The sequence below is a fragment of the Pseudosporangium ferrugineum genome (genome assembly GCF_003002065.1).
Taxonomy (GTDB): Bacteria; Actinomycetota; Actinomycetes; order Mycobacteriales; family Micromonosporaceae; genus Actinoplanes; species Actinoplanes ferrugineus_A.
The window spans coordinates 1-24,554 of the sequence record NZ_PVZG01000043.1; the positions used below are offsets into that span (position 1 = coordinate 1).

Below are 24,554 nucleotides of genomic sequence, written 5' to 3' on the forward strand. Positions count from 1 at the left end.
GATGAGGTCGTCGGTGGGTTCGCCGCGGCCGGAGTAGCGGTGGGCGAGGTGGCGGGCGAGGGGGAGCCAGGCCTCGATCGCCCGGTCCCGCAGCACGGCGCGGCGGCGGTCCGTGGCGGGGGTGGCGGCCATGGCCGCGAGGAGGCCGGCGGCGGAGTCCGGTGCGGTGGCGGGCGGGGTCGCGGTGCTCATCTTCGGTGGTCCTCCATCAGCGGGCAGAGAGCCGTGCCCGCACGCGGCGACCGTTCATTGCGTCCACGCTAGCCGCTGGTTCCGGCGTTGAACAGCCGAAAGTATGAGTGGCATCCCCCAACTAGGGGGTCGGGCGGGCGGCGAGCCAGGCGGAGAAATCGTCCGGCGGCAGCGGGCGGGCCAGGAAGTAGCCCTGGACCACGTCGCAGCCCTCGCGGGCCAGGTACGCGTACGTGTCCGCGTCCTCCACCCCCTCGGCCACCACCCGCAGGTCGAGGGCGTGCCCCAGCTGCACCGCCGAGCGCACCACCGCCCGGTCCCGGTGGTCCGCGGCGATGCCCTGGACGAAACTCCTGTCGATCTTCACCTCGTGCAGGGGCAGCTCGCGGAGCCGGCCGAGCGAGGAGTAGCCCGTACCGAAGTCGTCGATCGAGAGCTTGACCCCCAGCGCGCCGAGCCGGTCGAGGGTCTCGCGGCTGCCGTGCGGATCCGCCAGGATCGTGCTCTCGGTGATCTCCAGGGTGAGCGCCTCCGCCGGGTTGCCGGTCTCGGCGAGGAGCCGCGCGACGACCTCCGGCAGGTCGGCGTCGCGCAGGCTGTTCGGGGACAGGTTCACCGCCACGCCGAGGTCGTGACCGTCGCGGGCCCACGTCGCCCGGCGGCGCAGGGCCGTCTCCAGGATGTGCAGGGTCAGCGGGCGGATCAGGCCGGTGTGCTCGGCCAGCGGGATGAACTCGTCGGGCGGCACCGCGCCGCGTACCGGGTGCTGCCAGCGGGCGAGGGCCTCCACCCCGACCACGGCGCCGGTGCGGGGGTCGGCCTTGGGCTGGTACGCGACCGTCAGCTCACGCCGCTCGACGGCGATCCGGAGCTCGGCGGTCAGCGCGAGCCGTTCCGGGCTGTTCACGTCGAGGCCGGAGTCGTACAGGCGGGGGCGGCCGGCCTCCTTGGCCGCGTACATGGCGATGTCGGCGTGCCGGACCAGGGTGTTGGCGTCGCAGCCGTGCTCCGGCGCGGTGGCCACGCCGACGCTGACCCGGGCGGCGAGCGCCATCGGGCCGGCCTGCTCGACCACGGCGGCGAGCGCGTCGGCGGCGGCCAGGGCGTCGGCGGGCGTGCCGTCGGTGGGCAGCAGCACCGCGAACTCGTCGCCGCCGAACCGGGCCACCCGGCCGCGCTCGCCGACGTGCGCGCGCAGCCGCTCGCCGACATCGCGCAGCAGCGCGTCCCCGGTCTCGTGGCCGAGCGCGTCGTTGATCTCCTTGAACCGGTCCAGGTCGAGGAGCAGGACCGCCACCCCGCCCTTTCCGGTACGCGCTCCCGCCAGCGCCGCATCGAGAAGCTCGTGGAAGTGCCGCCGGTTCGGCAGCCCGGAGAGCGTGTCGTGCGACGCCAGATGCTGCTTCTCGGCGGCCTCGCGGCGCAGCCGGTCGACGAGCACGGCCCGGCCCAGCGCGGCGCCGGCGTGGTTGGCGAGCGCCTCGAAGAGCCGCAGCCGCGCGGCGCCGGAGCGGCCGGCGTCGGCCAGGCTGCCGGAGACGACGAGCGCCGCGGGCCGGTCGCCGAACTCGACCGGCACCGCCATCGCGTCCTCGCGGCCGTCCTCCGCCGGGCGCAGCACCGGGGTGCCGTCGAGGGCCGGGAGCAGCCAGGCGTCCCGGTCCGCGGCGGCCAGCTCGACGGTGACGCCGGACTGCCCGGCGAGCCGGGTGTGCCGCAGCGCGCCGCCGGCGGCACCGGCGGGCACGACGAGCTCGGCCACCCCCGCCCGCAGCATGTCCCGGGACCGGTCGAGGACCACCGCCACCAGGTCGTCGATGTCGCGGGGCCCGTCGAGGGCGCGGGTGAAGCCGTACAGCTGCTCGACCTCGGAGCTGCCGTTGTTCAGCGCGGCGTACGCCCGGTACGCCAGCAGCAGCACCGCCGCGACGATGACGACCAGCGCCAGCGCCCACCGGGCCTGCACGCCGGCCTGGAAGCTGACCAGCGCCACGGTGGTGGTGACCACGACCATCCACGTGCTGCGCAGGGCGGCCGGGAGGCGCCGCCACTCCCCCGGGTCGTCGTGCACGGCGATGACCGCGGTGAGCAGCACGGCCGCGGCGATGTCGGCGGCGAGCATGGCGGCGTACGCGGCGGCCCAGTCGCGCGGGCTCAGCTGCGGGCCGCCCGCGCCGAGCGTGTCCGGGGCGACGAGCCGGAAGACGGCCACGCCCACCGCGGCCTGCACGGCGAGCAGGGCGACGTTGAAGGCGAGCTTGGCACCCCGCTGGCCGCGCAGCACCTGGATCCCGGCGCCGCCGGCGACCGCGCGGAGCGCGATGACCGTGATCGGGTCGAAGGCGAGCAGCCCGAAGACCATCGGGAACTCGGAGACGTTGATCCCGTGGGCGCCGCGGCGGACGCGGACGTGCACGGTGAAGCCCTCGGTGAGGAAGAACAGCGCGGACAGCGGCAGCAGCCACCACGCGCCACCGGGCAGCGGGGGCACGGTGCGGCCGTCGCCGGCGAAGGAGGCCGCGACCACGATCGAGGCGGCCGTCATCGCCGCGGTGAGCAGGCCCACCCGCATGGCGGGGCGCGGTCTGCGCACCCGCTCGGCTACGGCCATCTCGCTCCTCGTCGTGCGCGGGCGCCGGGCTCCGGCTGCGGCACCGATGCTCGCCCCGGGCCCATCGGCCGGGCCCGCCGGACCTGAAGAGAAACGCGACCGCAACCGGTCAGGGCGTGAGGACGACCTTGCCGGCGACCGTGCCGGACTCGGCGAGCCGCAGCGCCTCGGCGGCGCGGGTCAGCGGCAGCTCGGCGGCGATCCGGGCGGTCACCCGGCCGGCGGCCAGCGCCTCGAGGACGGCGCCGAGGTCCGTACGCAGCCGCGCCCGGAACCGCCGCCGGTGCAACGCCTTCCCACCCCAGATGTTGTAGAAGGAGGCGCGCCGGCCGTTGGGCAGCAGGTTCCACAGGTGCAGGCGGGCGATCAGCTTGAGCACGGGCAGCCGGGGGTCGCCGGTGTCGTCGCGGGTCGACGCGGTGCCGTACGACACCAGTGCCCCGCCGCGGCGCAGCAGCCGCCACGAGGTGACGATGCCCGGCCCGCCCACGTGGTCGAAGACGGCGTCGACGCTTCCCGGGGCGATCGCCCGCACCTGGGCCGCCACGTCGCCGCGGTAGTCGACCGGGGTGACGCCGGCGGCGCGCAGCGCGTCGTGGTGGCGGGGCGAGGCGGTGCCGATCACCCGGGCGCCCCCGAGCCGGGCCAGCTGCACCAGCGTGCCGCCGACACCACCGGCGGCGCCGTGCACGAGCACGGTCGCGCCGGGCCGCACCCGGGCGTGGCGGTGCAGCATCTGCCGGGCGGTGATGCCGTTGACGACCACGGTCTCGGCGTCGGCCGCCCGTACGCCCTCCGGCACCGGCACCAGGTCGGCGGCGTCCAGCACGGCGTGGTTGGTCCATCCGCCCACCTTGGTGAGCGCCGCGACCCGGCGTCCCGTCAGCGCCGGGTCGACGCCCGCCCCGACCGCGGCGACCGTGCCGACGAGGTCGTATCCGGGGACGAAGGGGAACGGCGGCTGGTCGTAGTAGCGGCCTCGGCGCATCTGCTGCTCGGCGAAGGAGACGCCGGCGGCCTCGACGCGGACGAGCGCCCGGCCGGGCCCGGGCTCCGGCACGGGCCGGCGGCGCACCTCGAGGCCCTCGGGCTCGACCACGCCGGGCAGGACGATCTCGGTCAGGGTTTCAGTCATAGCACCGCTCCGCATTGTTAGAGGTTGTAACTCGAGTATGTACCCGTCACGGAGGTGGGCGCAAGCGACGCCGGCGGCGGATGGCACGATTCGACCCTGGGTGTGCGTGGGTACACACTCGCCAAACGCGCGCGGGACGGAGAACGGGCTATGACGATCCTCGGCATCGACATCGGTGGTTCCGGAGTGAAGGGGGCGCCGGTCGACACGGTGCGTGGGGAGCTGACCGCCGAGCGGTACCGCGTACCGACGCCGCAGCCCTCCGACGTGACCAGCGTCGTCGAGGCCGTCGCGGAGGTGGCCGGCCAGTTCGGCGACTACGAGCGGGTCGGCGTCACGTTCCCCGGCGTGGTCGTCGACGGGGTCACGCGCACGGCGGCGAACGTCGACAGGTCCTGGCTCGAGGCGCCGGCCGCCCGGCTGTTCAGCGAGCGGCTCGGCCGGCCGGTGTCCGTGCTCAACGACGCCGACGCCGCCGGCGTGGCCGAGGTCGCCTTCGGCGCCGGCCGCGACGAGCGCGGGCTGGTGATGATGCTGACCTTCGGTACGGGCATCGGCAGCGCCCTCTTCCTCGACGGCACGCTCATCCCGAACACCGAGCTCGGCCACCTGGAGCTCGACGGCAAGGACGCCGAGCTGCGCGCCTCCGACCGCGCCCGCGAGCAGGAGGACCTGAGCTGGGAGAAGTGGGCCGGCCGGGTGCAGGACTACCTGCGGCACGTCGAGATGCTGCTGTCCCCGCGGCTGTTCATCGTGGGCGGCGGCGTCAGCAAGAAGGCGGACAAGTGGCTGCCGCTGCTCGAGATCCGTACCCCGATCGTGCCGGCGACCCTGCTGAACAACGCCGGCATCATCGGCGCCGCCGTGACCGCCGAGCAGGCGGACGGGCACCCGGGCGCCGTCCAGGTGGAGGCCGACCGGCCCGGCGTCGTGGGCGCCGCCGCCGGCCGGTCCGGGAACTGAGGGGGAACCGTGGCCCGCACCATCGCCACCAACACCCGCGTCGGCCGCGAGGAGCTGCTGGAGTTCCTCCGGCCGCGGCACCACGCGATCCTGATGACGACCCGCCGGGACGGGCGCCCGCAGTCGTCGCCCAACACCTGCGGCGTCGACGCCGAGGGCCGCATCGTCATCTCCACGTACCCGGAGCGGGCCAAGGCCACGAACATCCGCCGGGACCCGCGGGTCAGCGTCTGCGTGCTCTCCGACGACTTCGGCGGCGCGTGGGTCCAGGTCGACGGGGTGGCCGAGGTGCTCGACCTGCCCGAGGCGCTGGAGCCGCTGGTCGAGTACTTCCGGGTGATCTCCGGCGAGCACCCGGACTGGGACGAGTACCGCCAGGCCATGCGGGACCAGGGCAAATCGCTCATCCGGGTGACGATCGAGTCCTGGGGACCGATCGCCACCGGCGGTTTCCCGGCCCGCCTGGCCTAACCGGTGGCGACGCCGGGGACGAGGTAGAGCAGGTCGTCGCGGTGCAGCTCGGCGACCGGTTCCAGGAGGTCCGGGTGGCGCAGCAGCAGCGCGGCGGCGGCCTCGCGCTCGTCGGGGGCGGTGAGCCGGCGGAATTCGGTGGGCAGGTCGCCCGCGCGGCGGCGGGGGCGGGGCCGGCCGTCGGCCGGGTCACGGGCCGGGGGTACGGCCGCGGCCACCGCGTCGACCGCCCGGGCCGCCAGCAGCGGATCCGCGAGCAGGCAGGCCGCCCAGCTGACCACGACCTCGTCGACCCAGGTGCGCCAGCCCTCGTCCTGCTCGTGGTCCTCGCCGGGCTCGCTGCCGGTGCGCCAGTCCAGCACTGCCGAGCCGCCCGGGCCGGCCATCGCGACGAGCTCGGCGTCGACCGGGGTCGGGTAGCGCAGCCACGCGGCGACGGTCACGGCCTGGCGGGCCTGCAGCTCGTGGAGGGTGGCCGCGGCGTCGTGCGCCCCGGTCCACGGGTACGCCCGCACGAGCCAGTGCGTGCTGGCCGCGATCACCGGCGACAATGCGGTCGACGGACCCGCCATGTGTTCCCCCAGGGCTCGGTGCGCCCCCGGTACGGGGTGCGTCACCGGTACCTCTCGGCGCGGCCGCGCGCGGTGTGAGTAGCCTCGCCCCGATGGCAACGGACGGCAACCAACGGGCAACGATCTTCGCGCGGGTGGCCTGGGGCACGGCCACGCTGGAGCCGGACCCCGCCCGGAGGCAGGGCTGGACCGTGTGCGTGGACGGGGTGCCGCAGTCGTACGTCGACCTGGCCGATCCCACGCATCTCGCCTTCGGGTACGTGCGCCGCGTCGCCACGGTGTTGCGGTCGGCCGCCTCTGCGGCCGTACCGATGACGGTTCTGCATCTGGGGGGCGGCGGGCTGACGCTGCCCCGCTGGATCTCCGCGACGCGCCCGGGCTCGGTCCAGACGGTCGTGGAACACGATCCGTTGCTGTTGGCGGTCGTGGCGAAGACGCTGCCGTGGCCGGAATCGATCACGGTAGAGGTGGGCGACGCGCGGGAGTTCGTGGCGGCGGCCGGCACGGACAGTTACGACGCCGTCGTGGCGGACGTGTTCCAGGGCGCGGCCATGCCGGCCAGCGTCGCCGGGGTGGGCTTCGCGGCCGAGGTCGCGCGGGTGCTGCGGCCCGGCGGCGTGCTGGCGATGAACCTGACCGACTTGCCGCCGCTGTCCTACTCGCGGATCCAGGCGGCGACGCTGCGGGCCGCCTTCGGCGACGTGGCGCTGATCGCACCGCCGGCCCTACTGCGGGGGCGCAAGGCGGGCAACGTGGTGCTCGCCGCCGCTGCGGTTTCCGGCGATCTGCCCGTTTCGGTGCTGGCCGCGGCGGCCGGCCGCGACCCCCGGCCGGCCCGGGTGTGGCACGGCGCCGAATTGACCGAGTTTCTGGGTGGGGCAAAGGCGCGCCTCGACGGGTACACCTGAGCCCGCTCCGGTAGGTTGTGGGGCACCGGGGGCAAGGCCGTTTGCGGTTCCTCCATTGCGGAGAAACATGGGCGAACGGCGGCTGCATTTCGCCCGTCTCCGAGCCCCCTCCCGCGCCTTCTGACTACGGTGGAGATCATGACCGGCCGCTTTCCCATCGAAGACGTCACCCCGTCCGTTTCCTGCGGCCGCTACCCCGCGAAGGCGGTGGTCGGCGAGCTCGTGCCGGTCTCCGCGGTGTCCTATCGGGAAGGCCACCACGCCCTCGGCGTGAACGTGGTATGGACCGGCCCGGACGGCGAGGCCCAGCCGTTCACCCGCCTGATGCCCGGCGAGCCCGGCCTGGACCAGTGGCACGGCGTGATCAAGCCGGACCGGGTGGGCCGGTGGACGTTCACCGTGGAGGCGTTCGACGACCCGTACCGGACCTGGCGCGACGCCGTCACCAAGAAGATCGGCGCCGGTCAGGGGCTGGAGGACCTCGCCAACGACCTCGCCGAGGGCGCCGAGGTGCTGGACCTGGCCACCAAGATCGTCCCGCACGCGGACGAGGAGCGGGTCCGCGACGCCGCCGCCGCGCTGCGCGACGACAACCGGTCGCTGTTCGCCCGGGTCTCCCCCGCCCTCGAGCTCGAGGAGCTTCTCTGGCACAACCCGGTGCGCCAGCTCGTGACCACCACCCGCTCGTACGCCGTCTGGGTGGACCGCAAGCGCGCGCTGTTCTCCTCCTGGTACGAGTTCTTCCCCCGCTCCGAGGGCGCCGAGATCGGCCCGGACGCGACGCCGGTCCGGCACGGCACGTTCGCCACCGCCGCCGAGCGCATCCCGGCCGTCGCCGCCATGGGCTTCGACGTGCTCTACCTGCCGCCGATCCACCCCATCGGCAAGATCAACCGCAAGGGCCGCAACAACACCCTGGTGGCCCGGCCCGAGGACGTCGGCTCGCCCTGGGCGATCGGCTCCGACGAGGGCGGGCACGACGCCATCCACCCCCAGCTGGGGACGATCGAGGACTTCCGGGCCTTCATCCGTACGGCGAACGAGCACGGCCTCGAGATCGCGATGGACCTCGCCCTGCAGTGCGCGCCGGACCACCCGTGGGTCCGCGACCACCCGGAGTGGTTCACCACCCGCGCCGACGGCACCATCGCGTACGCCGAGAACCCGCCCAAGAAGTACCAGGACATCTACCCGCTGAACTGGGACAACGACCCGAAGGGCCTGCGCGAGGAGGTGCTGCGCGTCGTCCTGTACTGGGTCGGGCAGGGCGTCAAGGTGTTCCGCGTCGACAACCCGCACACCAAGGCGCTGAACTTCTGGCAGTGGTGCATCGCCAAGGTCAAGGCCGTCGACCCGGACGTGCTGTTCCTCGCCGAGGCGTTCACCCGCCCGGCCATGATGAACGGGCTCGGCCGGATCGGCTTCACCCAGTCGTACACGTACTTCACCTGGCGCACCACGGCCTGGGAGATGCGCGAGTACATCGGCCAGCTCAAGGCCTCGATCGACTGGATGCGGCCGAACTTCTGGCCCAACACCCCGGACATCCTGCACGAGTCGCTGCAGCACGGCGGCCCGCCGATGTTCAAGATCCGTACGGTGCTGGCCAGCATGCTCTCGCCGTCCTGGGGCATGTACGCGGGGCTGGAGCTCTTCGAGCACGTCGCGCGGCCGGGCGCCGAGGAGTACATCGACAACGAGAAGTTCGAGCTGAAGCCGCGGGACTGGGCCGGCGCCGAGCGGGCCGGGCGGTCGCTGGCGCCGTACATCACCCGCCTGAACGCCATCCGGCGGGAGAATCCGGCGCTGCACTGGCTGCGGAACATCGAGTTCCACGACATCGACAACGCCGAGCTGCTGTGCTGGTCCAAGCGTGATCCGGAAACGGGCAACACCGTCCTGGTCATCTGCTCGTTCGACTCGGCGAACGTGCAATGGGGCAACACGACCATCAACATGCCGGCCCTCGGGCTGGACTGGCACGAACGCTTCGAGGTGGTCGATCAGATCACCGGGGCGTCGTACGAGTGGGGCCAGCACAACGCGGTCCGGATCGACCCGTACGTCGAACCGGCCCACGTGTTCGTGGTCCGCCCGCGCCGCTGACGGCGCAAGCGATCCATTTTCTGCGGGGTGGGGTAGGTGAACGTCTGATGGACCTGACGAACGAACTCGACGGAAGCGTCGAGCACGATCCCGCGGAGGGCAGCCACGTCGAGGACGGCGTGGTCGAGCACCCGAACGCCGACGACTTCGGGCATGCCCGCGCACTGCCGGCGGACCGCACGTGGTTCAAGCGGGCCGTGTTCTACGAGGTGCTGGTGCGCGCGTTCTACGACTCGAGCGCGGACGGCTCCGGCGACCTGCGCGGCCTGATCGAGCGGCTGGACTACCTCCAGTGGCTCGGCGTCGACTGCCTCTGGCTGCCGCCGTTCTACGACTCGCCGCTGCGCGACGGCGGCTACGACATCCGCGACTTCTACAAGGTCCTGCCGGACTTCGGCACGGTCGAGGACTTCGTGGCGCTGCTCGACGCGGCGCACAAGCGCGGCATCCGGGTCATCACCGACCTGGTCATGAACCACACCTCGGACTCGCACGCGTGGTTCCAGGAGTCGCGGCGCGACCCCGACGGGCCGTACGGCGACTTCTACGTGTGGAGCGACACCTCCGACAAGTATCCGGACGCCCGGATCATCTTCGTCGACACCGAGGAGTCGAACTGGACGTTCGACCCGGTGCGGAGGCAGTTCTACTGGCACCGCTTCTTCAGCCACCAGCCGGACCTGAACTACGACAACCCGGCCGTGCAGGAGGCGATGCTCGACGTCCTGCGCTTCTGGCTGGACCTGGGCATCGACGGCTTCCGGCTGGACGCGGTGCCGTACCTGTTCGAGCGCGAGGGCACCAACTGCGAGAACCTGCCCGAGACGCACGCGTTCCTCAAGCACTGCCGCAAGGTCATCGACGACGAGTTCCCGGGCCGGGTGCTGCTGGCCGAGGCCAACCAATGGCCGGCGGACGTGGTCGAGTACTTCGGCGACGCGGAGACCGGCGGCGACGAGTGCCACATGGCGTTCCACTTCCCGCTCATGCCGCGCATCTTCATGGCCGTACGCCGCGAGTCGCGCTTCCCCATCTCCGAGATCCTGGCCCAGACGCCGGGGATCCCGGACATGGCGCAGTGGGGCATCTTCCTGCGTAACCACGACGAGCTCACCCTCGAGATGGTCACCGACGAGGAACGCGACTACATGTACTCCGAGTACGCCAAGGACCCGCGGATGAAGGCCAACGTGGGCATCCGCCGGCGGCTCGCCCCGCTGCTGGAGAACGACCGCAACCAGATCGAGCTGTTCACCGCCCTGCTGCTGTCGCTGCCCGGCTCGCCGGTCCTCTACTACGGCGACGAGATCGGCATGGGCGACAACATCTGGCTCGGCGACCGCGACGGCGTCCGTACGCCGATGCAGTGGACGCCCGACCGCAACGCGGGCTTCTCGACCGCCCACCCGGGCCGGCTCTTCCTGCCCGCCAACCAGGACCCGATCTACGGCTACCAGTCGGTGAACGTGGAGGCCCAGCGGGACAGCTCGACCTCGCTGCTCAACTGGACCCGGACGATGCTGGCCGTGCGGCGCCGGCACGACGCGTTCGCCATCGGCACGTTCCGCGAGCTCGGCGGCTCGAACCCGTCGGTGCTGGCGTACCTGCGCGAGGCCGGGGACGACGTGGTGCTCTGCGTCAACAACCTCTCGCGCTTCCCCCAGCCCATCGAGTTGAACCTGCAGCACTGGAACGGGTACACGCCGGTCGAGCTGACCGGGCACGTGAACTTCCCGCGCATCGGCCAGCTGCCGTACCTGCTGACCCTGCCGGGACACGGCTTCTACTGGTTCCAGCTCTGCGGCTCCGAGGAGAAGCAATGACGCTGCCCTTCGCCGAATGGCTCCCCCAGCAGCGCTGGTACGCCGGCCGCAGCCGCACCCTGGCGTCCGCCGAACCCGCGTCGGTCACCGCGCTGCGCGACGACCTCGACCTGATGCTCGTCGACGCCACCTACACCGACGGCTCCTCGGAGCGCTACCAGGTGGTGGTGGCCTGGGACAACGGCCCGATCTCCGAGTACAGCACGGTGGCCACGATCGGCACCGACAACGACCGCACCGGCTACGACGCCCTGTACGACCCCGGCGCGGCGAAGCACCTGCTGGGCCTGATCGACTCCGGCTCGACCGTCGGCGACGTGGTGTTCACCAAGGAACCCGGCGCCGACCTGCCGCTGGACGCGGCGCCGCGGGTGTTCGACGCGGAGCAGAGCAACACCAGCGTGATCTTCGAGCAGGAGGCCATCCTCAAGGTCTTCCGGCGGGTCGACTGCGGCATCAACCCCGACATCGAGCTGAACCGGGCGCTCGGCCGGGCCGGCAACCCGCACGTCGCGCGGCTGCTCGGCTCCTTCGAGGTGACGTCCGACGGCGAGCCGTGCCCGCTGGGGATGGTCACCGCGTACGCGGCCAACTCCGCCGAGGGCTGGGCGATGGCCACCGCCAGCGCCCGCGACCTGTTCGCCGACGCCGAGCTGCGCGCCGACGAGATGGGCGGCGACTTCGCCGGCGAGTCCTACCGGCTCGGCGAGGCCGTCGCGTCGGTGCACCGCACCCTCGCCGACGAGCTGGGCAGCGGCCCGGCGCCGTTCCCGGCCGACGCGGTGGTGGCCCGGCTCGGCGCCGCCGCCGCGGCCGTGCCGGAGCTGCGGGAGTTCGTCCCGGTGATCGAGGAACGGTTCCACAAGCTCGCCGGCGAGCAGGTCATCGTCCAGCGCGTGCACGGCGACCTGCACCTCGGTCAGGTGCTGCGCACCCCGCAGGCGTGGCTGCTCATCGACTTCGAGGGCGAGCCGGGCCAGCCGCTGGACGAGCGCCGGCTGCCGGACTCGCCGCTGCGCGACATCGCCGGCGTGCTCCGCAGCTACGAGTACGCCGCCTACCAGCTGCTGGTGGATCAGGGCGACGACGAGCACCTGGCGGCGCGGGCCCGCGAGTGGGTCGACCGCAACCGGGCCTCCTTCTGCGACGGGTACGCGGCCGCCGCCGGCGCCGACCCGCGCGACCATGCCGCCCTGCTGGCGGCGTACGAGCTGGACAAGGCGGTCTACGAGGCCGCGTACGAAGCCCGGCACCGGCCCGGATGGCTGCGCATCCCGCTGCGGTCCATCGCCCGGCTCGTCGGATGACACCCCCGGAGGAAGAACCGATGATCGGGCAGACCACGCCTACGACCCCGACCGTGCCGGGCGGCGCCGACCAGCGCCAGATGCACGCGGTCATCTCGGGCGACACGCACGACCCGCACTCGCTGCTCGGCGCGCATCCCAGCGGCGGTCACACGGTGATCCGGACGATGCGCAAGGGCGCCAAGTCGGTCGCGGTCGTGGTCGGCGACGAGCGTACGGAGATGACGCAGGTGCACCCCGACGGCATCTTCGCCGCCGAGCTGCCCGGCACCGTCCTCGACTACCGCATCGACGTGGACGGGACGCTCTGCGACGACCCGTACCGGCACCTGCCCACCCTGGGCGAGCTCGACCTGCACCTGATCGGCGAGGGCCGGCACGAGAAGCTGTGGAAGGTGCTCGGCGCCCACCCCCGCGGCGAGGGCGTCGCGTTCGCGGTCTGGGCGCCGGCCGCGCGCGGGGTGCAGGTCATCGGCGACTTCGCCGGCTGGGGGCCGTACGACGGCTGGCCGATGCGGTCGCTGGGCGGCACCGGCGTGTGGGAGCTCTACATCCCCGGCGCGGCGGCCGGCACGAAGTACAAGTTCAAGATCCTCGGCCGGGACGGCGTCTGGCGCGAGAAGGCCGACCCGATGGCCCAGCACACCGAGGTGCCGCCGGCGACCGCGTCGGTCGTCTTCGATTCCGCGTACGAGTGGCAGGACGGCCCGTGGATGGCCGAGCGGGCCGGCCGGCAGTGGCACCAGGAGCCGATGAGCGTGTACGAGGTGCACCTCGGCTCGTGGCGGCCGGGCCTGTCCTACCTCGAGCTGGCCGAGCAGCTGGTCGGCTACGTCGTCGACGCCGGCTTCACGCACGTCGAGCTGATGCCGGTGATGGAGCACCCGTTCGGCGGCTCGTGGGGCTACCAGGTGACCGGCTATTTCGCCCCGACGTCCCGCTTCGGCACCCCGGACGAATTCCGCTACCTGGTGGACAAGCTGCACCAGGCGGGCATCGGCGTGATCCTCGACTGGGTGCCGGCGCACTTCCCCAAGGACGAGTTCGCGCTGGCCCGCTTCGACGGCACCCCGCTCTACGAGCACGGCGACTGGCGGCGCGGCGAGCACCCCGACTGGGGCACGTACGTCTTCGACTTCGGCCGCAAGGAGGTCCGCAACTTCCTCGTGGCCAACGCCCTCTACTGGTGCGAGGAGTTCCACGCGGACGGCCTGCGCGTCGACGCGGTCGCCTCGATGCTGTACCTGGACTACTCCCGCAAGGACGGCGAGTGGACCCCCAACCAGTACGGCGGCCGCGAGAACCTCGACGCGATCAGCTTCCTCCAGGAGATGAACGCGACGGTCTACAAGAACAACCCGGGCGTGGTCACCATCGCCGAGGAGTCCACGGCGTGGCCGGGCGTCACCCGCCCCACCCACCTCGGCGGCCTGGGCTTCGGCTTCAAGTGGAACATGGGCTGGATGAACGACACCTTGTCCTACATGGAGAAGGAGCCGATCTACCGCCAGTGGCACCACCACCAGATGACCTTCGCCACCGTGTACGCCTGGAGCGAGAACTACATCCTGCCGATCAGCCACGACGAGGTGGTGCACGGCAAGGGCTCGCTCACCGGCAAGATGCCCGGCGACCTCTGGCAGAAGCGGGCCAACACCCGCGCCCTGCTCGGCTTCATGTGGGCCTTCACCGGCAAACAGCTCATCTTCATGGGCGCCGAGATGGGCGACGAACGCGAATGGAGCGAGGAGCGAGGCCTCGACTGGAACCTGCTCGCCGACGAGGCGGGCGGCGGCGGCATCCACCGCCTCGTCCAGGACCTGAACCGCGCCTACCGCGACACCCCGGCCCTGTGGACCCAGGACACCGAGGCGAGCGGCTTCCGCTGGATCACCTCCGAGGACTCCCAGCACAACACGTTCTCGTTCCTCCGCTTCGCCCCCAACGGCGACACCCTGGCCTGCATCGTCAACTTCGCCGCGGTCCCCCACGAGAACTACCGCATCGGCCTCCCCCGAGCCGGCGTCTGGCAGGAAACAATCAACACCGACAGCACCCTGTACGGCGGCTCCGGCGTCGGCAACCTCGGCGAGGTCCACGCGGAGGAGGTCCCCTGGCACGGCCTGAACGCCTCCGCGGCCCTGCGCGTGCCACCCCTGGGAGCGGTCTGGCTCCGCTTCCAGGCCTGATCCGCCGGCCCTCGGGTTCCGGGCTCGGGCTCGGGCTCCGGCTCGGGCTCCGGCTCGGGCTCGGGCTCGGGCTCCGGCTCGGGCTCGGGCTCCGGCTCGGGCTCCGGCTCGCGCTGTCGATTCCACCGATCGCGGTGACGGCCGGGCTCAACGGCAGCCGAGCTCCCTGACCCCGCCGAGCTCTGCGGCCGCGGGCTCGTCGACCGCTGGGCCGGACGCCCGCCGGGCCGAAGCCAGCCGGGCCGAAGCCAGCCGGGCCGGAGGCAGCCGGGCCGGAGGCAGCCGGGCCGGAGGCAGCCGGGCCGGAGGCAGCCGGGCCGGAGGCAGCCGGGCCGGAGGCAGCCGGGCCGGGACGCCACAACGCCGGACGCGGCACCGTCGGACCGCGACCGCTGGCTCAGCTACGGCGGGGCTCAGCAGCGGCCGGGCTCAGCAGCGGCCGGGCTCGGTGATCGTTGCCCGCCGCGGGCGCTCACGACCGGGCGGTGGCTACCGTCGTGCCGGCGGGTCACCGGGCCGCGGTGGTGGTCAGGGCTGGGGCGCGGTGATGTTGACCATCCAGTCGACGCCGAAGCGGTCGCGGCACGTGCCGAACTCGTCGCCCCACATCTGCTTCTCCAGGGGGACGCTCACCGCGCCGCCCTCGGAGAGCTTCTCCCAGTAGCCCTTCAGCTCGTCGGCGTCGTCGCCGCTGAGGCTGACGGAGATGGCCGAGCCCGGAACCACCTCCATGCCCGGCGGGGTGTCGGAGGCCATCAGGGTCAGACCGCCCGGGGTCTCGAGCATGGCGTGCATGACCTTGTCGGCCAGTGCCGGGTCGGGGGCGCCGAACTCGCCGAAAGTGGTGAGGCGCAGGTCACCGCCGAAAACGGAGTGGTAGAACTCGACAGCGGCGCGGGCGTTGCCCGTCGGAAAACGAGATGTACGGGTTCAGACGAACGGGCATGACCGGCTCCTTTGCCGTAACGCGTGCGAGTGCCGTGCAGGCGACCGCCGTGCAAGCGACCGCCGTGTGACGACCGCCATGCAGGCGACTGCCATGCAGGCGACTGCCGTACAGGCGACTGCCGTATGACGACCGCCGTGCGGGCGACCACGAAATCTTCGAGCACCATAGCCCCGCCGCCCCCGCCCGCGCCCCGCTTCGCGGCGAGCCTGTGGACAACCCCTCGACCGGGTGTCCCGGCGGGGATTGTCCACAGGTGGCGAACCGCCGCTGGACGATCCCGGCGCCGTGGTGGTGCACTGGAGGACCCCTCGGCGAGAGGATCCGGATGGACAGCGCGATCGTCTCCGTCATCGTGATCGGAGTCGCAGGCACGGCGGTGGTCGGCCTGATTCTGTGGTTCATGGCCGCCAACGACCGGGAGCGGGAGGCCGACGTCCGGCAGACCGTGCGGACCCTGGTGCAGCACTGGTGCGTCGACAGTGGCTGGTCCCCGGAGTCCGGTCCGCACGTGGCCGAGGGCAGCCCGTTCGACCCCGGCGGCGGCGAACTCGTCGCCGCCGAGGGCAGCCCGTTCGACCCCGGCGGCAGCGAGCTCGTCGCGTCCGCCCGGGGTGAAGTGGCCGGCCATCCGGCCGTGCTGCTGCTCGGCACGACCGATCACGATGACGGGAGGGCGGTCTACACGGCGGCAGTGGTGCGGCTGCCGGCGCAGATCCCACCCCTTCAGGTCCGGCAGCGCCATCCGCTGCGCAGATCGGCGGAGACGGTGAGTGTCGAGGCCGGGGTGGCCGATCCGGTGCGCGCGACCCTGCTGCGGCTCAGGGAGATGAGCGTCGTCGACTCGCGGTCCGAATTCGTCGATCTGCGCGACGGCTACCTACGGGTCATCGTGTCGCACTGGCCGCCGGGCCTGGTCCTGGACCGGTTCGTCGCCGGCGTCACGGAACTCGCGCGCGAGCTGTCCGCGGACGCCGGAAACGAAACCGCGGCGGCCGGCTCACCAGGTCTCAACGGCTGGCCCGCGCCGCCTCCACAGCCGGAGTGAAGGCCGACGAGCGAAAGGCCACGCAAGAAAGGCCCGCGCAAGAAGGCCGCGAACAAGAAGCCCGACGCGAGAGAGGCTCGTGCACGATAGGCCCGCGCACGAAGGCGGCGAACAAGAAGCCCGGCACGAGAGAGGCCCGCGCACGAAAGGCCCGCGCACGATCGGCCCGCGCACGATCGGCCCGCGCCCGCTCAGCGGCCCGCGCCCGCTCAGCGGCCCGGCCGGGGCCATTCCGTGGCGAGGAGGCCGTACAGCAAGTCGTCGGTCCACTCGTGCTTGATCCAGGTGTGCTGCCGGCGCAAACCCTCGCGGACGAAGCCGAGCCGTTCCAGCAGCCTCGCCGACGCCGTATTCCGGGCGTCACATTCCGCCGACACCTTGTGCAGGCCGCGCTCGCCGAAGAGGCGGTCCAGGATCGCGCTGACCGCCTCGGTGGCGTAGCCGTGGCCCTGCCAGCGGGGTGCCAGCGTGTAGCCGATCTCCGCCTGGCGGAGGTTGTCGGCGAGGTTGACGCCGACGTCGCCGATCAGCACCTGCTCCGTGCCGTGCTCCACCGCGTACTGGAACCAGCCCGGCTGTCCCGGGTCGGCCGCGACCATCGTCTGGACCGCGTAGCGGGCCTTGTCCAGCGAGTAGGGGGACGTCCACGACTGGTAGCGGGCCACCGCGGGGTCCGTCCGGTAGGCCGCCAGCGCCGCGGCGTCCTCGAGCCGGAAGCGGCGCAGCACCAGTCGCCCGGTGGTGATCGGCACTACTCGAAGTCCGCGATGATCACGGTGACGTTGTCCGGGGCGCCCGCCTCCAGGGTGCGCGCGATGAGTTCCGCGGCGCACACCTGCCGGTCCGGGTACGCCCGCAGCGTCGTCGCGATGACCTCGTCCTCGACGTAGTCGCTGAGCCCGTCGCTGCACAGCAGGAACCGGTCGCCGGCGCGTACCGGGACCATCCGGCCGGCCGGGCGGAACGGGCCGCCCTGCACCGCCTGGGTCACCAGTGCCCGCTGCGGGTGGCGGCGGGCGTCGTCCGGGGTCAGCACTCCCTGGTCGACCAGCGCCTGCACGTACGTGTCATCGCGGGTGATCTGGGTCAGCACCCCCTCGCGCATCAGGTAGCAGCGGGAGTCGCCGACGTTCAGCGCCGCGACCCGGTCGCCGGCGTGCAGCAGGGCCGTCACCGTCGTACCCATGCCGTCGCGGGCGTCGTCGTCCGCGACCGCCGCCTCGATCCGCTCGTTCGCCGTGGCGAGGGCGGCGATGAGGTCCTGCAGCGGCTCCTCGGACTCCGGGAGGTCGTCGACCACGGCGACGGCCTTGACCAGGATGTCGCTGGCGAGTTCCCCGGCGGGCAGCCCGCCCATGCCGTCCGCCACGACCAGCAGCCGCCCGCCCACGAAGACCGCGTCCTCGTTGTTGGACCGGACCAGCCCCTGGTCGGAGGCGGCGACCGCACGTAGCACCAAGCTCATGCTCCCAGACTGCCAAAGGCCGGGGAGCATGTCTGTAGTACGTAGTACGTAGTGTTGGGAGGTGATGCCGGTACCGATGGTGGGCCGGGCGGCCGCACTCGACGAACTGCGGCACGCCTGGGAGCGCGTACGCGGCGGCGGCCGGTGCGTCCCCGCCGTCGTCACCGGGCTGCCCGGCACCGGCAAGAGCACGCTCGCCGCCGCAGCCGCGCAGGTCGCGGCGCCTGAGCTGACTCTCGCCGGCTCCGCGCGCCTGCACTCCCCCGCACCCTACGACTGGCTCGCCGCGGTGCTCGCCGCGACCGGGCCGCACCCCCAGCTGCCGGTGCCGCCGGACGCGCTGGCGTGGCTGGCCCAGGATCCCGATGTCCCCCGGGAGCGGTACACGCCCGACGCGCTGCTGCGGCTCGCCGTCACCACGGTCCGCACGCTCGTCGGCGGGCGCCCGGCCGTGCTGCTCGTCGAGGATCTGCACGCCCTCGATCCGGCGAGCCTCAGCCTCATCGCCGAGCTGGCCGGCGCGGATCTTCCCGCGCTGCTGCTCGTGACGTCCCGGCCGCCGGACGCCGCGGTCAACCCCGTCCTCGCCGTCCGGGCCCTGGAGCGCCTGGCCGGGGCTCCGGGGGCCGTGCGCCGGCATCTCAGCGCGCTCACCGCCGGGGAGGTGGGTCAAATTCTCGGCCATGTGTACGGCGACAGCCCGCCTTCCCGTGATCTCGCCGAGGCCGTGTGGCGGCGTACCGGCGGGAACCCGTACCGGATCACCGAGTTGCTGGCCGTGGCCGGCGACCGCGAGAATCTCGCCGGGCAGGTGCGGGAGAGGGTCGAGCTGACCGCCCGCGAGCGGGAGGTGCTCGGCTGCCTGGCCGAGGGCATGTCCAACAAGCAGATCGCCGGGTCGCTCGGCATCTCGGTGCGTACGGTGACCGTCCACGTCTCGAACCTGCTGCGCAAGACGGGTGCGGTGTCGCGGACGGAGGCCGCGCTGTGGGCGGTCCAGCGGGATCTGCCCGCGGACGCGCGCGCCCGGACCGGGTGATGATCCGCCGCCGGTACGCGGGGCGCCGCGCAAAGTGTCGGACCCCTCGGTCACAATCGACGGCGTGACGACAGCCATCCATCAGCGCATCGCCCAGGAGCTCGGGGTCCGCGAGGGCCAGGTCGCCGCCGCGGTCGAGCTTCTCGACGGTGGCGCCACCGTCCCGTTCATCGCCCGGTACCGCAAGGAGGTCACCGGCACCCTCGACGACCAGCAGCTGCGCGTGCTGGAGGAGCGCCTGGGCTACCTGCGCGAGCTCGAGGAGCGGCGTGCCGCGGTGCTCGAGTCGATCCGCTCGCAGGGCAAGCTCGACGACGCGCTCGAGGCGCAGATCCTGGCGGCCGAGTCCAAGGCCCGGCTCGAGGACATCTACCTGCCGTTCAAGCCGAAGCGCCGCACCCGCGCCCAGATCGCCCGCGAGGCCGGCCTGGAGCCCCTCGCCGACCTGCTGCTCGGCGACCCGGGGCGGGATCCGCGCGCCGAGGCCGCGGCGTTCGCCGACGCGGACAGGGGCGTGGCCGACGAGCAGGCCGCCCTGGACGGGGCCCGGGCCATCCTGATCGAGCGGTTCGCCGAGGACGCCGACCTGATCGGCGGACTCCGCGAGCGGATGTGGACCCGGGGCCGGCTCGTCGCCAAGGTCCGCGAGGGCAAGGAGTCCGACGGCGCGAAGTTCTCGGACTACTTCGACTTCGCGGAGCCGTACACGAAACTGCCCTCGCACCGGATCCTCGCCATGTTCCGCGGGGAGAAGGAGGAGGTCCTCGACCTCACGATGGAGCCGACCGCGGACGAGGACGACCTGCCGTCGTTCGAGGCCGCGATCGCCAGCCGCTTCGGCATCTCCGATCAGGGCCGCCCCGGCGACCGCTGGCTCGCCGACACGGTCCGCTGGGCCTGGCGCACCCGCATCCTCATCCACCTCGGCGCCGACCTGCGGGTCCGGCTGTGGCAGGCGGCCGAGGACGAGGCCGTGCGGGTCTTCGCGGCCAACCTGCGTGACCTGCTCCTTGCCGCGCCCGCCGGCACGCGCACGACCATGGGCCTGGACCCCGGCTTCCGTACGGGTGTGAAGGTGGCCGTCGTCGACTCCACGGGCAAGTGCGTCGCCACGTCGACCATCTACCCGCACGTGCCGCAGAACAAGTGGGATGCCTCGATCCACACGCTGGCGGAGCTGGCGAAGCAGCACCACGTCGACCTGGTGGCGATCGGCAACGGCACGGCGTCCCGCGAGACCGACAAGCTGGCGGCCGATCTGATCAAACGGCACCCCGAGCTGAAGCTGACCAAGGTCATGGTGTCGGAGGCCGGTGCGTCGGTCTACTCGGCTTCGGCGTACGCGTCGCAGGAGCTTCCCGGGATGGACGTGTCGCTGCGCGGCGCGGTCTCGATCGCCCGGCGGTTGCAGGACCCGCTCGCCGAGCTGGTCAAGATCGACCCGAGGTCCATCGGCGTCGGGCAGTACCAGCACGACCTGTCCGAGGTGAAGCTGTCGCGCTCGCTGGACGCGGTGGTCGAGGACTGTGTGAACGCGGTGGGCGTCGACGTGAACACGGCGTCCGCTCCCCTGCTGACCCGGGTCTCCGGCATCGGCGCGGGCCTCGCGGAGAACATCGTGCTGCACCGCGACGCCAACGGCCCGTTCCGCAACCGCTCGGAGATCAAGAAGGTGGCGCGGCTGGGCCCGAAGGCGTTCGAGCAGTGCGCGGGCTTCCTGCGCATCCCGGACGGCGACGACCCGCTGGACGCCTCCAGCGTGCACCCGGAGTCGTACCCGGTGGTCCGCACGATCCTCGCGGCGGCCGGCACCGACCTGCGCGCGGCGATGGGCAACAGCCCGATCCTGCGGGCGCTGCGCCCGGAGCAGTTCGTCACCGACACCGTCGGCCTGCCCACGATCACCGACATCCTCCGCGAGCTGGAGAAGCCGGGCCGCGACCCGCGCCCGGCGTTCACCACGGCCACCTTCGCCGAGGGCGTGGAGAAGATCGCCGACCTGACCCCGGGCATGGTGCTCGAGGGCGTGGTCACCAACGTGGCGGCCTTCGGCGCGTTCGTCGACATCGGCGTCCACCAGGACGGCCTCGTGCACGTGTCGGCGCTGTCGAACACGTACGTGAAGGACCCCCGCGAGGTGGTCAAGTCGGGCGACGTGGTCAAGGTCCGGGTCGTGGACGTGGACGAGGCCCGCAAGCGCATCTCACTGACGATGCGCCTCACCGACGAGCCCCGCCAGGGCGCACGCGGCGACGGCACAGGCCGCGGCGCCGACCGCCCCGCCCGCGGCGGCGCCCCCGGCGGCCAGGACGGTCAAGGCGGCGGCCAAGGCGGGGCCCGAGGCGGCCGGGGCGGCCAAGGCGGTCAGGGCGGCGGCCGAGGCGGTCAGGGCGGTGGACGCGGTGGGCAGCCCGGCCAGGGCGGCGGGCGCGGTGGCCAGGGCGGCGGCCAGCCGGGCCAGCGCGGCGGGCAGCAGCGCGACGGCGGCGGCAGGTCCCGCGACGGCCAAGCCGGCGGCAGCCGCAGCGGCGGCCAGCCGCGGCAGGGCGGCGGCCAGCAACGCCGCGGCGGCCAGCAGCAGTCCGGCGGCAGCTTCAACGGCGGCGCCATGGCCGACGCCCTGCGCCGCGCGGGCCTGACGAAGGACTGACCCCGGCCCCGGCCGGCCCCACCCACAGCCCCGGCCGCCGGCGGGTCACGTTCACTGGCCGGCCGGGTGCTGGCCCCACCCACAGCCCCGGCCGGCCCCACCCGCGGGGCCGGCCGGGTGTCAGCGTTCGACGGGCCAGATCTTGATGTCGGTGAAGGCGACCTCGTACGGGCCGACCTGGGGCGCGTACTGCTCGGTGTAGATGCCCAGGGCGACCCGGCCGCCGCGGATGTCGGGGTCGTCGATCGTGACCGTGCCGAGGAGTTCGCCGTCGCGGAGGACCTCGAGGGTCTTGCCGGACACCGTCATGGTGATCGTGGTCGGGGGCGCGCCCACGCCGATGGGCCTGTCGTCGAGCGGGATCGTCTTGAGGACCTCGATGTCGGTCGACTTGTGGGTGCCGACGTAGACGTTGCGTTCGCAGACGCGTACCTGATAGCCCTGGTTGCTCCGGAAGCGCAGCCAGACGGAGGCGCAGCTGTCCGGGGTGAGCAGCCGGACGCCGACCTCGGTCTGCAGGTCGTCGGGTTCGGCGTCGGCCGGGCCGCGGCAGCGGAAGACGCCCTTGGTCTCCCGACGCACCACCAGGCCGTCGGCAAACGAGCAGCCCGCCTTCTCGTCGGCGTCCGCGGACGGCTTCCACAGGCGTGCCTGCCGCAGCGGGTCCTCGAGCAGCGGCGGCGTCTCCTGCACGACGCCCGCGTCGTCGTGGCCGGTGGGCCAGAAGGCCGCCGCCACCCCGCCGGCGGCGGCGAGCGCGAGCAGAAGGAGCACCACCGCGACCGGCAGCACCCAGGGCCGGCGCGGGTGCGGGTCGTGGCTGAACGGGGTGTGCGGGGCGGCCGGGGAGACCGGCACCGGCTGGGTGACGATCGAGTCCTCGGTGTAGCCGACCAGCTCGGCCGGCGCCGCGATCGCGGTGAGCTGGCGGGTGCCGTGGTAGCCGGTGGCGGCCTGCGCCTCCTCGGCGGCGACCCGCAGGCCGGGCTGGTGGGCCAGCGCCGCGGCGGCCGGCGCCGGCTGCTGCGGGCCGGCGACGAGCAGGTCGAGCAGCTCGCGCGCGGTCGGGCGGTTGGCCGGGTCCTTCTCCAGGGCGTGCCCGACCAGGTCGCGCAGCGGGCCGGTGAGGCCGGTCAGGTCCGGCGGGCGGGTCAGGATCCGGGCGGCGGTGGCCGGCGGCGAGTCGGCGCCGAACGGGGTACGGCCGGTGCCCGCGTACGCCACCACGCCGCCCCAGGCGAACACGTCCGCCGCCGGGGTGAGCAGCGACGTGTCGTCACCGAAGCGCTCCGGCGCCATGTACGCGACCGTGCCCACCATCTGGTTGGTGTGGGTGTGCCCGCTGGTCGCCTCCATGGGCCGGGCGATGCCGAAGTCGATGACCTTGGGGCTGCCGGGTGCCAGGAGCACGTTGCGCGGTTTCAGGTCGCGGTGGATGATCCCGGCGCCGTGGATCGCGGTGAGCGCGGTCGCCACGCCGATCGCGACGCTGTGCAGGTTGGCGGCGGTCAGCGGGCCGCGTTCCTCGACGACCTCGGCGAGGCTGGGGCCGTCGACGTACTCGACGACGAGGTAGGGCTGCTCGTGGTCGGGGTCGGCGTCGAGGACCTCGGCGGTGCAGAACGGCGGCACCTGGCGTACCCGGTTGACCTCGCTGCGGAAGCGCCGCCGGAACGCGTCGTCGGGCGCCAGGTCTGCGCGGACCATCTTGACCGCCACCAGGACGCCGGACTCCGCGCGGGCCAGGTACACGGTGCCCATGCCGCCCTCGCCGAGGCGGCCGAGCAGCTCGTACGGACCCAGCCGCCGCGGGTCATGAGGGCGCAGCGGGGTCGCTCGTTCCTGCCCCATGCCGCCGCTCCTACGCCCCCCGGGCGACGCGATGGCCGCCCCTCCCCGCGCCGCCTGAGGCGCGGGGCATTCACCCCCGACAGGAAGGCACCCTATCGGGCGGCGTCACTGCCTGCGAAGACCCGCCCTCCGGTTGGCGCCTAACCGACACTCGAGATCACAGCGAGCGGATGTCCACATTGGCGAAGGTGACCGCGTACGGCGGGTCCGTGTCGACCGCCTCGACGCTGAGCCCGAGCCGCACCTGGCCCGTGTCGGGGCCGTCGGACGGCAGCTCCACCTCGCCCGCGAACCGGCCGCCGCGGAAGATCTGGGCGGCGCCGTCGCGCACCACGAGGTGCACCCGGGTGGACTTCTTGAGCGCGATCCGCTCCTTGAACGCGACGCGGCCGTAGACCGTACGGTCGGCCGGCATGTCGGCGCCCACCACGACCTCGTCCTGGCAGACGCGCAGCACCTGGCCGCCGTCCGCCTCGCTCCAGTGGAACCACACGGCGGCGCAGCTCCCGGCCGTCTGCAGCGCCGTGGTGACCTCGACGCCGAAGTCGTCCTCGATGTCCTCGTCCGGCCCGACGCACTGGTAGGTGCCGCGGTCGACCCGCTCGGCCCGCATGACCCCGCTGGTGAAGCAGCGCGCCTGCTGCTCGCGGATCTCGCTGTCGAGCCACTGCCCCGGCTGGTCGAGCGGGTCCTGGATGATCGGCTCGCCGCCGGAGGGCTCCAGCGGTACCGGGGTCTCCCGCTCGGCGGGTGGGGCCTTCGGCGCGGCGGCCTTGGAGCTCGAGCCCGGCTTCGCCGGCTTGCGGTCCGGCTGTGCTGAGCCGGTGCCGCCCTTGCCGGGCGCCGGGGCCGGGGCGCCGGCCGCGGCGCCGCCGTCCGGTGACGGCCCGGTGAGCACGGATTCGCGGGGCTCGGCGTTGGCGCGGACGACCAGGCCGACGGTGGTGAGCCCGGCGAGGACGAGCAGGACGGCGAGCGCGGCGAGCAGCTTGTGCCCGCGGACCCGCCCGTCGCGGACGGACAGCGGCTCGGGGGCGGCGTGCCGGCTCCCGGGCGCGGCGACGAGCAACTCGTCGCGGGACCCGGTGGTGACGGTGGGGCGTTCGCGCACGGGCGCGGGCGCGGGCGCGGGTGCGGGGGCGGGCACCGGCGGTGCTACCGCCGGGCGCATCACGGGCTGGTGGCCGAGGAGCATGTCCAGCAACTCCCGCGCCGTCGGCCGATCCGCCGGATCCTTCGCCAGCGCCACCTCCACCACATCCCGCAACGGCTGCGGCA

The 24,554-nt window shown here is 73.2% G+C and carries 18 protein-coding genes and 1 pseudogene; 10 read left to right on the plus strand and 9 right to left on the minus strand.

Going from position 1 to position 24,554, the window contains the following annotated elements; all coding sequences use genetic code 11:
• From CLV70_RS37465 to CLV70_RS37475, 3 genes and pseudogenes are all read right to left on the minus strand, one after another.
• Window positions 1–192 (minus strand): annotated as a pseudogene (locus tag CLV70_RS37465) (RNA polymerase sigma factor SigF); the annotation flags it as partial.
• Window positions 193–313: 121 nt separating this feature from the next.
• Window positions 314–2,803, minus strand: coding sequence for a putative bifunctional diguanylate cyclase/phosphodiesterase (locus CLV70_RS37470; RefSeq protein ID WP_146164328.1), 2,490 nt, complete (start codon window positions 2,801–2,803; stop codon window positions 314–316).
• Between the two features lie 109 nt (window positions 2,804–2,912).
• Window positions 2,913–3,938 carry a medium chain dehydrogenase/reductase family protein gene (locus CLV70_RS37475; RefSeq protein WP_245908777.1) on the minus strand — a complete coding sequence of 342 codons (1,026 nt, stop codon included), beginning with the start codon at window positions 3,936–3,938 and terminating at the stop codon, window positions 2,913–2,915.
• Window positions 3,939–4,088: 150 nt separating this feature from the next.
• Here CLV70_RS37475 and ppgK point away from each other — a divergent pair, with 150 nt between their 5' ends.
• Window positions 4,089–4,901 (plus strand): polyphosphate--glucose phosphotransferase, encoded by an 813-nt coding sequence (ppgK, locus tag CLV70_RS37480; protein WP_106131372.1) that lies wholly within the window; start codon window positions 4,089–4,091, stop codon window positions 4,899–4,901.
• A 9-nt stretch (window positions 4,902–4,910) separates the two neighbouring features.
• Window positions 4,911–5,372: a PPOX class F420-dependent oxidoreductase gene (locus CLV70_RS37485; protein WP_106131373.1), complete on the plus strand. Its 462-nt coding sequence runs from the start codon at window positions 4,911–4,913 to the stop codon at window positions 5,370–5,372.
• Here CLV70_RS37485 and CLV70_RS37490 read toward each other — a convergent pair.
• Window positions 5,369–5,944: a hypothetical protein gene (locus CLV70_RS37490; RefSeq protein ID WP_106131374.1), complete on the minus strand. Its 576-nt coding sequence runs from the start codon at window positions 5,942–5,944 to the stop codon at window positions 5,369–5,371. The two genes, CLV70_RS37485 and CLV70_RS37490, sit on opposite strands and share 4 nt — an antisense overlap.
• 92 nt (window positions 5,945–6,036) lie before the next feature.
• Between CLV70_RS37490 and CLV70_RS40030 the strand changes: the two genes are divergently transcribed.
• The 5 genes from CLV70_RS40030 to glgB all read left to right on the plus strand — a co-directional run bounded on the left by CLV70_RS40030 (window position 6,037) and on the right by glgB (window position 14,277).
• Entirely contained in the window at window positions 6,037–6,852 is an 816-nt protein-coding gene (locus CLV70_RS40030; protein ID WP_158277933.1) for a spermidine synthase, read from the plus strand.
• Between the two features lie 138 nt (window positions 6,853–6,990).
• Window positions 6,991–8,958 carry an alpha-1,4-glucan--maltose-1-phosphate maltosyltransferase gene (locus CLV70_RS37500; protein ID WP_106131383.1) on the plus strand — a complete coding sequence of 656 codons (1,968 nt, stop codon included), beginning with the start codon at window positions 6,991–6,993 and terminating at the stop codon, window positions 8,956–8,958.
• 47 nt (window positions 8,959–9,005) lie between these two features.
• Window positions 9,006–10,781 (plus strand): maltose alpha-D-glucosyltransferase, encoded by a 1,776-nt coding sequence (gene treS, locus CLV70_RS37505; protein ID WP_106131375.1) that lies wholly within the window; start codon window positions 9,006–9,008, stop codon window positions 10,779–10,781.
• Window positions 10,778–12,088, plus strand: a complete 1,311-nt coding sequence (locus tag CLV70_RS37510) for a maltokinase N-terminal cap-like domain-containing protein (protein WP_106131376.1) — start codon at window positions 10,778–10,780, stop codon at window positions 12,086–12,088. Before treS ends, CLV70_RS37510 begins: the two co-directional genes overlap by 4 nt.
• A gap of 20 nt (window positions 12,089–12,108) precedes the next feature.
• Window positions 12,109–14,277: a 1,4-alpha-glucan branching protein GlgB gene (gene glgB, locus CLV70_RS37515; RefSeq protein ID WP_425440274.1), complete on the plus strand. Its 2,169-nt coding sequence runs from the start codon at window positions 12,109–12,111 to the stop codon at window positions 14,275–14,277.
• A gap of 528 nt (window positions 14,278–14,805) precedes the next feature.
• On the opposite strand, the gene CLV70_RS37520 is transcribed toward glgB, so the two are convergent.
• On the minus strand, window positions 14,806–15,132 hold the full coding sequence (locus CLV70_RS37520) for a VOC family protein (protein WP_245908778.1): 327 nt from the start codon (window positions 15,130–15,132) through the stop codon (window positions 14,806–14,808).
• 419 nt (window positions 15,133–15,551) lie between these two features.
• Between CLV70_RS37520 and CLV70_RS37525 the strand changes: the two genes are divergently transcribed.
• Window positions 15,552–16,271 (plus strand): hypothetical protein, encoded by a 720-nt coding sequence (locus CLV70_RS37525; protein ID WP_106131377.1) that lies wholly within the window; start codon window positions 15,552–15,554, stop codon window positions 16,269–16,271.
• A gap of 209 nt (window positions 16,272–16,480) precedes the next feature.
• On the opposite strand, the gene CLV70_RS37530 is transcribed toward CLV70_RS37525, so the two are convergent.
• Both CLV70_RS37530 and CLV70_RS37535 read right to left on the minus strand, forming a co-directional pair.
• Window positions 16,481–17,023 carry a GNAT family N-acetyltransferase gene (locus CLV70_RS37530; RefSeq protein WP_106131378.1) on the minus strand — a complete coding sequence of 181 codons (543 nt, stop codon included), beginning with the start codon at window positions 17,021–17,023 and terminating at the stop codon, window positions 16,481–16,483.
• On the minus strand, window positions 17,023–17,736 hold the full coding sequence (locus CLV70_RS37535; protein WP_106131379.1) for a PP2C family protein-serine/threonine phosphatase: 714 nt from the start codon (window positions 17,734–17,736) through the stop codon (window positions 17,023–17,025). Before CLV70_RS37535 ends, CLV70_RS37530 begins: the two co-directional genes overlap by 1 nt.
• Window positions 17,737–17,800: 64 nt before the next feature.
• Between CLV70_RS37535 and CLV70_RS37540 the strand changes: the two genes are divergently transcribed.
• A complete protein-coding gene (locus CLV70_RS37540) occupies window positions 17,801–18,775 on the plus strand; it encodes a response regulator transcription factor (protein ID WP_245908781.1) in 975 nt (324 codons plus the stop codon).
• 64 nt (window positions 18,776–18,839) lie between these two features.
• On the plus strand, window positions 18,840–21,425 hold the full coding sequence (locus tag CLV70_RS37545; protein ID WP_106131385.1) for a Tex family protein: 2,586 nt from the start codon (window positions 18,840–18,842) through the stop codon (window positions 21,423–21,425).
• A gap of 120 nt (window positions 21,426–21,545) precedes the next feature.
• Here the strand turns inward: CLV70_RS37545 and CLV70_RS37550 are convergent, their stop codons facing one another.
• Window positions 21,546–23,276, minus strand: coding sequence for a serine/threonine protein kinase (locus CLV70_RS37550; protein WP_106131381.1), 1,731 nt, complete (start codon window positions 23,274–23,276; stop codon window positions 21,546–21,548).
• A 157-nt stretch (window positions 23,277–23,433) separates the two neighbouring features.
• The coding region (locus CLV70_RS37555) for a serine/threonine-protein kinase (RefSeq protein WP_483880090.1) at window positions 23,434–24,554 on the minus strand (1,121 nt) is incomplete at its 5' end.

Bases quoted from the DNA above. Each gene is read 5' to 3' on its own strand.
- CLV70_RS37470 (WP_146164328.1), bottom strand. From the start codon at position 2,803: ATGGCCGTAGCCGAGCGGGTGCGCAGACCGCGCCCCGCCATGCGGGTG.
- CLV70_RS37475 (WP_245908777.1), bottom strand. From the start codon at position 3,938: ATGACTGAAACCCTGACCGAGATCGTCCTGCCCGGCGTGGTCGAGCCC.
- ppgK (WP_106131372.1), top strand. From the start codon at position 4,089: ATGACGATCCTCGGCATCGACATCGGTGGTTCCGGAGTGAAGGGGGCG.
- CLV70_RS37490 (WP_106131374.1), bottom strand. From the start codon at position 5,944: ATGGCGGGTCCGTCGACCGCATTGTCGCCGGTGATCGCGGCCAGCACG.
- CLV70_RS40030 (WP_158277933.1), top strand. From the start codon at position 6,037: ATGGCAACGGACGGCAACCAACGGGCAACGATCTTCGCGCGGGTGGCC.
- CLV70_RS37500 (WP_106131383.1), top strand. From the start codon at position 6,991: ATGACCGGCCGCTTTCCCATCGAAGACGTCACCCCGTCCGTTTCCTGC.
- treS (WP_106131375.1), top strand. From the start codon at position 9,006: ATGGACCTGACGAACGAACTCGACGGAAGCGTCGAGCACGATCCCGCG.
- CLV70_RS37510 (WP_106131376.1), top strand. From the start codon at position 10,778: ATGACGCTGCCCTTCGCCGAATGGCTCCCCCAGCAGCGCTGGTACGCC.
- glgB (WP_425440274.1), top strand. From the start codon at position 12,109: ATGATCGGGCAGACCACGCCTACGACCCCGACCGTGCCGGGCGGCGCC.
- CLV70_RS37525 (WP_106131377.1), top strand. From the start codon at position 15,552: ATGGACAGCGCGATCGTCTCCGTCATCGTGATCGGAGTCGCAGGCACG.
- CLV70_RS37535 (WP_106131379.1), bottom strand. From the start codon at position 17,736: ATGAGCTTGGTGCTACGTGCGGTCGCCGCCTCCGACCAGGGGCTGGTC.
- CLV70_RS37540 (WP_245908781.1), top strand. From the start codon at position 17,801: ATGCCGGTACCGATGGTGGGCCGGGCGGCCGCACTCGACGAACTGCGG.
- CLV70_RS37550 (WP_106131381.1), bottom strand. From the start codon at position 23,276: ATGGGGCAGGAACGAGCGACCCCGCTGCGCCCTCATGACCCGCGGCGG.